Origin of the sequence: Desulfitobacterium sp. THU1 (genome assembly GCF_038181555.1) — a bacterium.
GTDB lineage: Bacteria > Bacillota > Desulfitobacteriia > Desulfitobacteriales > Desulfitobacteriaceae > Desulfitobacterium.
In genome coordinates, this window is record NZ_JBBWUA010000010.1 from 102,564 (window position 1) to 110,493 (window position 7,930).

The 7,930-nt window shown below is 43.3% G+C and carries 4 protein-coding genes, 2 tRNA genes and 1 pseudogene; 5 read left to right on the forward strand and 2 right to left on the reverse strand.

All coding sequences use genetic code 11. The features are described 5' to 3' along the window. Window positions 1-10: 10 nt before the first annotated feature. On the forward strand, window positions 11-1,666 hold the full coding sequence (locus tag AAC978_RS10215) for a glucose-6-phosphate isomerase (RefSeq protein ID WP_341547931.1): 1,656 nt from the start codon (window positions 11-13) through the stop codon (window positions 1,664-1,666). On the opposite strand, the gene AAC978_RS10220 is transcribed toward AAC978_RS10215, so the two are convergent. Beyond that, entirely contained in the window at window positions 1,599-2,678 is a 1,080-nt protein-coding gene (locus AAC978_RS10220; protein ID WP_341547932.1) for a glucokinase, read from the reverse strand. The two genes, AAC978_RS10215 and AAC978_RS10220, sit on opposite strands and share 68 nt — an antisense overlap. A 123-nt stretch (window positions 2,679-2,801) precedes the next feature. Here AAC978_RS10220 and AAC978_RS10225 point away from each other — a divergent pair. Continuing rightward, window positions 2,802-5,159, forward strand: a pseudogene (locus tag AAC978_RS10225) (cyclic nucleotide-binding domain-containing protein). A gap of 16 nt (window positions 5,160-5,175) precedes the next feature. Here the strand turns inward: AAC978_RS10225 and AAC978_RS10230 are convergent. Further along, window positions 5,176-6,576: an MFS transporter gene (locus AAC978_RS10230; RefSeq protein WP_341547933.1), complete on the reverse strand. Its 1,401-nt coding sequence runs from the start codon at window positions 6,574-6,576 to the stop codon at window positions 5,176-5,178. 201 nt (window positions 6,577-6,777) lie between these two features. Here AAC978_RS10230 and trmB point away from each other — a divergent pair, with 201 nt between their 5' ends. From trmB to AAC978_RS10245, 3 genes are all read left to right on the forward strand, one after another. Beyond that, window positions 6,778-7,416, forward strand: a complete 639-nt coding sequence (gene trmB, locus AAC978_RS10235) for a tRNA (guanosine(46)-N7)-methyltransferase TrmB (protein WP_341547934.1) — start codon at window positions 6,778-6,780, stop codon at window positions 7,414-7,416. Between the two features lie 125 nt (window positions 7,417-7,541). After that, a tRNA-Arg gene (locus AAC978_RS10240) sits at window positions 7,542-7,618 on the forward strand. 8 nt (window positions 7,619-7,626) lie between these two features. Beyond that, window positions 7,627-7,700, forward strand: a tRNA-Gly gene (locus AAC978_RS10245). The last annotated feature ends 230 nt before the right edge of the window (window positions 7,701-7,930 follow it).

The window sequence follows — 7,930 nt, forward strand, 5'->3', positions numbered from 1 at the left end:
GAGACAGGAGTTGGTGGTTATTAAATCGTGGGAACGCTTTCAACACTATTTATATAATGATGACGAGCTGGGATTGCTTTTAGATATCAGTCGAATGAATTACTCTGAGCAATTTTTCAGCGAGATGGCGAAGGATATGGAGAAAGTATATGGTGAGATGGAGCTTCTGGAGAACGGTGCTCTTGCCAATCCTGATGAAGGAAGGATGGTAGGACATTATTGGTTGCGCAATCCAGATATTGCTCCATCTATGGAGATTTCTCAAGGCATCCAAGATAACATTGAGGATATCCTTTGCTTTGCGGAGCAAATACATCATGGAGAAATTGCCGGGGAAAAGGGGCAAGCCTTTCGCAATATCCTAATCATCGGAATAGGTGGTTCAAGTTTAGGTCCCCGCTTTGTGAGTTCGGCCTTAGCTTCTCCTAGGAATAAAATGAAATCCTTTTTTATCGATAATACCGATCCCGATGGGATTGATTACGTGTTAGGAGAGATTGGGAATGAATTAGATTCCACCCTCTGTATTGTCATTTCTAAGAGTGGCGGTACGATTGAACCGCGTAATGGTATGCTGGAAGTTAAGGCTCGTTATCAGGGGCTAGGGCTCTCCTTTCCTAAGCATGCAGTAGCGGTTACCCAAGTCGGTAGTCAATTGGCCGAAACCTCTCACAAAGAGAATTGGCTTAAAGCGTTCCCCATGTGGGATTGGGTGGGGGGGAGGACTTCGGTTCTAAGCTCTGTAGGACTACTTCCTCTTGCCTTGCAAGGGATTGATATCAGCAATCTATTAGAGGGTGCCAAGGACTGTGATGAACGAACTCGGTGTACGGACACTCAGCACAATCCAGGGGCCCTTCTGGCCTTAATGTGGTATTACGCCACCCAAGATCAACAGGGAAAACAAATGGTGGTACTTCCCTATAAAGATCGTCTGGAGTTATTCACCAAATACCTCCAGCAATTAGTCATGGAATCGCTCGGGAAGGAAAAGAACCTGAAAGGCGAAACGGTCCATCAAGGTATTGCAGTATTTGGTAACAAAGGGTCAACGGATCAACATTCCTATGTACAACAGCTTCTTGAAGGACCGGATAATTTCTTTGTCACGTTGATTGAGGTTTTAAAGGATCGGGAAGGGACTTCACCCATAATGGCTGAAAATAGCACAAGTGGGGAGTATTTGCAGGCTTTCCTTTTAGGAACACGGGAGGCACTGACAGAAAAAAGGCGCGAATCGATTACCATTACAGTAAAAGAAATCAACGCCTACACCATCGGAGTATTAATCGCCCTGTTTGAGCGGGCTGTAAGTATTTATGCCCTTTTGGTGGGGATTAACGCTTATCACCAACCGGCTGTAGAAATGGGCAAAAAAGTTGCAGGAGAAGCGATTGAGCTCAAGAACAAAGTCCTAGACTTTTTGCAACGCCACCCCGGGAAAGGGTTTTCGGTCCCCGAAATCGCTTGGGAAATCCAAGCAGCGGAACAGCAGGAGATGGTTTTTAAGATTTTGCTTCATTTGGCGATTAATCCGGAACATGAGGTGAACCTGGAACAGGGGCATTCTTTACTAAAGAGTAGATTTTTTATTGGTACTAATTCTTCGGATATTCAGCTGTTGCCGCAAGGTAGGCAGCTCCCAGCAAAGGCGCTCTTTCATTGAGAATCACATAGATAGGAATGGTGGATAGAAGGTCCCGAAAACGGCCTTTGGCGAGAAAGGCCTCCATGAAACCACCCTCTTGTAGCTTGGGGAGAATTTTGGGGGGGATCCCCCCACCCAGGTATATTCCCCCATAGGCCAGGGTCATTAAAGCGAGATTGCCTGCTTCCGCACCCAGGATTTTAATAAAGAGCTCTAGTGTTTCTGTGCAGAGTGGACAGATTCCGGCTAGGGCTCTTTTTGTGATTTGTTCAGGAGTAGGGAGGGGATCACGGAGAGAGTGGGGATGGGCTTCCCAGCGCAGAAAATGATAGATATTTGCCAGCCCGGGGCCAGACAAAATTCTTTCGTAGCTAATATGATCGTATTTTTGGGTTAAAAAACGCAACAATCGTATTTCCTGTTCTGTGCGGGGAGCATAATCCCTATGGGCACCTTCTGTGGCATAGATCTGGTGATCACCTAGGATCATGGCCTGACCCAGGCCAGTACCGGGGGCAATCAGTGCCCGATTCAGAGAAGATGGGGAGATGGATTTGGAGGTAGAGGTAGGAGCAGAAGTAGAAGTAGGAGTAGGGCTAGAGTTAGAGGAAGAATTGAATACTGAAGGGTTAAGACAGAGCAAATCCTCATTTTCCAGAACCATTAAGCCCTGTCCCATAGCCTCTAGGTCGTTGACAAAAAGCAAGGGTCTTTGAAAATTAAGGGTGGAAAGCAAGGATTGGAAGTGAATAATCCTGTTCAAATTGGTGAGCAGACACGTTTCCTCAGTAATAGGGCCAGCCAGACTGAGACAGCCCCCGGTTATGTCTTCGGGGGTGAGTGTCATCTCATCTAAAAATCCTTGAATAAGTGGTGTTAAATCATCCCACTCCCTGCTAGAAAGTTTTCTTTCCCTGACTAAGGAAAGCGCGGTGCCTTTTAGGGAATAAAGCCCTAAGAGAGTTTTAGTTCCGCCGATGTCTCCGGCCAGATATAAGGGATAGCCTTTTACAATTTTTTCATAAGGCATAGAAATCACCTCCCATGTATCATGTATTCTTATTTCTTGTGAATTTTTAATCGTTGGCAGAGATATTTCATATCGCGTATAGTAGATTTAACTTAAGCGCATCGGTTTAGGGGAGGTGAGCCCATGAATGAAAAACTTAAGCTTCTCTCAGAAGTGCCATTTCTAACTGACTTAACACAATGGGATCAAATGGAGTGTGCCAATGAGTTTCACTGGGAAACCTACCCAGAGGGCTCGCTGATTATCGAAGAAGGGAAGAAACCTACTTCTGTCTATATTTTACACGAAGGGGCACTGGATAGTGACGGTAAAGTTTTTGGGGTAGTCTCTTTGGTTACTGGAAAACCTTCGACGGTAACCGTCCGCAGTCTGGGATCAGTTCGCCTATTAGCAATCAGCGCCGAAGACTTTGCTCGTATTCTACTCCGTTGGCCTCAAATCTATGGCACAATCATCGGACAGTTAAACGACACCCTTGTTGAAGCGAATCAGGTGCTTTCCTTCAACCGATATAAGGAAGTGCTTCGTTCAGCTATCCAGCTAACCCAATATAAAGATAAGTTTTATGGGATATGGGGTAGTGTGAAAACGACCCATGAGGTAGAACGTTTATTTGCGATGCTTGAAGAACATGAAGGCCATTTGTTGATTCGTGGTGAAAGAGGAACGGGGAGACAGATGGTTGCTTGGTATGCTCACCAAAGACTCTTCGGAGAGACGGCTCCCTTTGTGGTCCTTGATGGTCAGCGTTTTGAGCAGCAATGGGGCTATTTATTAAACGATGAACAACACGAAGAAGGTGGCTCCTATCCGACCTATAATCTGATGGATATTGCAGCCGGGGGAACCCTCTTTATCCAAGGGATTGAGCGCATTACCCCGCAACAGCAGGTAAGACTGGCGGAGGTTTTTGCTAACGCTCAAACCAAATGCTTGATTATTGGCAGCATTCAAGAGGATGCAAATCACGAGGAATTTCATCTTATGCCAGAATTGGCCGCTTGCTTCACCCATAGCTACCTTATTTCACCTATCCGTGACCGTAAAAGAGATATTCCGATTATTGCTCAAGGAATTATTGAGAGTCTGGCTCAAAAAAATGGCCGTAAGGTGCCGGTTTTGACACCTGAGGCAACTCAACTCTTGTTATCGCATAATTATCGTCAAGGGAATGTAACCGAACTCATTCAGGTCATGGAGAGAGCCTTTTTTCTCGCTGATTAGGACATTATTGGGTTGGAACAAATCTTCTTTGGGCCTACAGCTAAAAAACTGGGGAGTAAAATCAATCTTTTACAGTGGGGAGTTTTTAAGAGTATCTTCCTGAAAAGAAGGTTTCTCAACGGCCTACAATGGATTTCAGCAGGATCATTTCTTTTGCTGATTATCGGTCTGCTTTTTCTTCCTCAGCTATCGATTACCATGAAAGCCTTCATTCTTGTTTGGGGTTTTTGGTGGCCGGCGTTAGCGATTTTATCGCCTTTCTTAGGTAGGCTCTGGTGTACTTTTTGTCCATTTTCTAAGATTATGGAATTTGTTCAGGATCGCTACCACCCGAAAAGACCCTTGCCTGCTCTATTTGTAAAATATGATTACCTCATTGTGAGTGCTCTATTTGCTTTGATTTTCTGGGCGGAAGTCTTTTCTAACATGCGCTCCCATATGCTGTATACGGCTGTGTTGCTCATCGTCATTCAAGGGTTGGCCATCCTTGTGAGTGTGCTCTATCCCCGCCATGCCTGGTGTCGACACTTTTGCCCATTGGGTGGATTTATTGGCACGGCCTCGATTGGTTCAATTTTGGAAGTGCGAGCGGATGCTGCCGTCTGCCTCAATAAATGTACAACCTTCGATTGTTATGTGGGTAGAGATGGGGTCAAAGGCTGCCCGATGAGTCAGCACCTTCCCTACCTGGACAATAATTTGGACTGTAAGCTGTGTTTCAACTGCGTCCGCAACTGCCAACATGAAAATGTTCAAGTTAATCTCCGTGTGCCTTCACGGGAAGTTTGGCATATAACTCGTGTTAACCAAGGCTATGTAGTCTTTATTGGGGTTATTATTGCTATTATTTTTCCGATCATGTATTTTGAGCCTCTCCATAATGTTTTGCCAAGGAATCAGTGGAATCTTTGGTTTACCTTGGTCTACTTTTCTGCTGCAATCCTCGGAGGATTTGCTGGTTGGTGGTTGGGCAGACCTTTTAAGACTAAAGCGGCTTCGCAACGGATTAAGCTGGTCTTTGCTTTTATTCCTATAATTATTGCAGGGCACATTATTTACCAGATCGATTTCATACCGGGACTTAAAACCTTAGCTTTGGGGCTTGGCGTTAATGGAGAGAATGGACTGAGTACAGTGTTTATCCCCGCCAATACTGTAGCTTACGGATTGGCAGCAATAATAGGATTGATGTTAACAATTATTACTGTTGGCGTAACTCTCTTACACGGAAGTCGAACTAAAAACACGAGCAAATAACAATACAGCTACGGAATTAGGAATTTGGGGTATCCATATCAACTTTTTTGCCACGTGCTAGGGAGGCAAAAACTCCGAAAGCACACAGTATGGAGAATACTGTAAAGGAGACCTTAAAGCTTGCCATGAAAACCTGAGGATATTCACTGGAATTTAGGCTTATATTTCCGATAAAAGCTGAGGTAATGAGGGATACAGCAGCCATACTTAAGGTCTGGCCTAATAACCTCATGGTTCCTAGAGTAGAAGAAGCAATGGAATAGTAACGTTTATCCACTGAACTCATAATCGCATTGGTATTAGGTGAGGAGAAGATACCAAAGCCAATACCGATGAAAACCAAGTTAGCAATTATGAGTATGATGGGAGTTGTCGGTTGAAGGAAGATGATAAAGAAGAGTCCTACAGCGGTGATCCCCATGCCAAGGGAGGATAGGATGCGTGGTTCCATTTTATCCGACAGTCTTCCGGCAAAAGGAGAAATTATGGCCATCAGGACGGGTTGAGAGAGCAAAATCAATCCTGACACGGAACTTTCCAGTCCTAATACGAGCTGTAGATAGAGTGATAAAAGATAGCTTAAGGCGAAAGTAGCGCTATAATTGATGACCGTGGCCAAATTTGAAAAGATAAAGGGAGTATTTTTGGCAAAGACTCGGATAGCAAAGATTGGAGAGCTTGTTTTTAGTTCAAGTCGCACAAAGAAAATTAACAGACTGATGCCGATGAGTAAAACAATAATATAGAGGGGGTTTAAGCTCAAATTTGACAAGGCTAATAATACCAGAGCCAAACCTGATGCCCAAAGTGCACTTCCGGTATAATCAAAAGCCTCACCGTCAGCAACCTTCCATTCGCCATTGAGTTTGGTGAAGATGAGGAGCAGAATGATCAAATCGACAACAAAGCCAAAAATGAAAATCCCTCTCCAGTTGATCACTTGAATAATCAACCCTCCCAAGACTGGTCCGAGGGAAAGACCGATGTATACAGCTGCCGAGGTAATCCCCAAAGCTTTACCGCGCTCTTGGGGGGGAACCACAGAGGTTAGGATCGCCATGGAAGTACCTGTTACCATAGCATTGGCAATTCCTTGCAGGAATCGGAAGAAAATCAAGGAATTTAGAGAGAAGGCCATGCTACAGCCTAATGAGCTAAGACCAAATAACCCGATGCCTAACATAAAGAGTTTTCTACGGCCAAGAATATCGGCTAACCTACCAAAGGGTAAAGATAAGGCAGCGCTGGTTAAAAGATAACTGGTCACGACCCAGTTTAAATGAAGCTGAGTTCCAGCGAAGTCAAGTGAAATTGCGGGAATGGCAATGTTAACGGAATTAACCATGAAGGGCGCGATAAAGGAAGTTAAGAGACAAATAATCATGGTATTACGGATGAAATCTTTACTATAGCTCATAAATATGCTCCTTCAGTTCAATTAATACTCAGATAAACTTATGCTCGGATAACTTACACCCTGATGGTTGGTTGAGATGTATGTATCTATTGAATTAGTGATACTCTTTTTGTATACTTCATTAATATTAAGTAGGATATTCAGATTATTCTATCGCGGTTGCTATCTATAGTCTTCTGCGACTATTTAAGGAGAAATTAAATGAGACTTAGACGAAAAGCTTGGGCAAGACCCGAGTTGGAAAACGATGACTTGGTGATTATCAACCCTAACGACTATAAAGGTAAGTGGCGGGGGATTTTTGATAATGATCTGCCGATCCATCTGGAATTAGGATGTGGGCGAGGACAGTTTATTAGTCAATGCGCAGAACTCAAAAGCCAATTCAATTATATAGCTATTGACCTCTATGATGAAGTATTAGTTATAGCATTAAGAAAAATTAATGAAAAGAACTTAAATAATGTACGGATTATTCCCATGAATATTGCCAAGCTAGAAGAGATTTTTAGTCCGGATGAAATAGAGAAAATCTATATTAATTTCTGTAATCCCTGGCCTAGCCGTAGGCATCACCACAAACGACTTACTTATCCTAACTTTTTAAGAGTCTATAAAAAAATCTTGAAAAATCGATCTGAGATTTGGTTTAAAACGGATGATGATGAACTTTTTAAAGATAGCTTAAAATATTTCGAGAATGTGGGCTTTCGGGAAAAGCTAGTCGATTTTGATTTACACCAAAGCAATTTTCAGGAAAATATCATGACGGAATACGAAGAAAAGTTCAGCAGGCAAGGAATAAAGATTAAGTTTGGCATATTTGAAGTTGAGAAATAAGTTCAGAACACTTCTAGGGTGACATATCATAGAACAACAATAAAAGATCAATTGTGTGATTGACTTTCTTTATATTTATCGGTTATAATTAGTAACTGTTGACGCAGAAATACTGTGAATAACATGCGCTCGTAGCTCAGCTGGATAGAGCGTCTGACTACGAATCAGAAGGCCAGGGGTTCGAATCCCTTCGAGCGCACCATGCCTTTTGCGGGTGTAGCTCAATGGTAGAGCGCTAGCCTTCCAAGCTAGTTACGTGAGTTCGATTCTCATCACCCGCTCCAGTTAATTGCTCAACTGAAAATTAGCGGTTGACGAAATTCGTCAAAAGTGCTAATATAAATCTCGCCGCTGAAAAGCGGTGGAAAACCAAAATGGTCTTTGAAAACTAAACAACAAGGAACAGCCAATGACTCGTCAAATGAGTAAAGACAATTTGAGCAATCAAATTTTCTTCATAAATTTTATGGAGAGTTTGATCCTGGCTCAGGACGAACGCTGGCGGCGTGCCTAA

Bases quoted from the DNA above. Each gene is read 5' to 3' on its own strand.
- AAC978_RS10220 (WP_341547932.1), bottom strand. From the start codon at position 2,678: ATGCCTTATGAAAAAATTGTAAAAGGCTATCCCTTATATCTGGCCGGA.
- AAC978_RS10230 (WP_341547933.1), bottom strand. From the start codon at position 6,576: ATGAGCTATAGTAAAGATTTCATCCGTAATACCATGATTATTTGTCTC.
- trmB (WP_341547934.1), top strand. From the start codon at position 6,778: ATGAGACTTAGACGAAAAGCTTGGGCAAGACCCGAGTTGGAAAACGAT.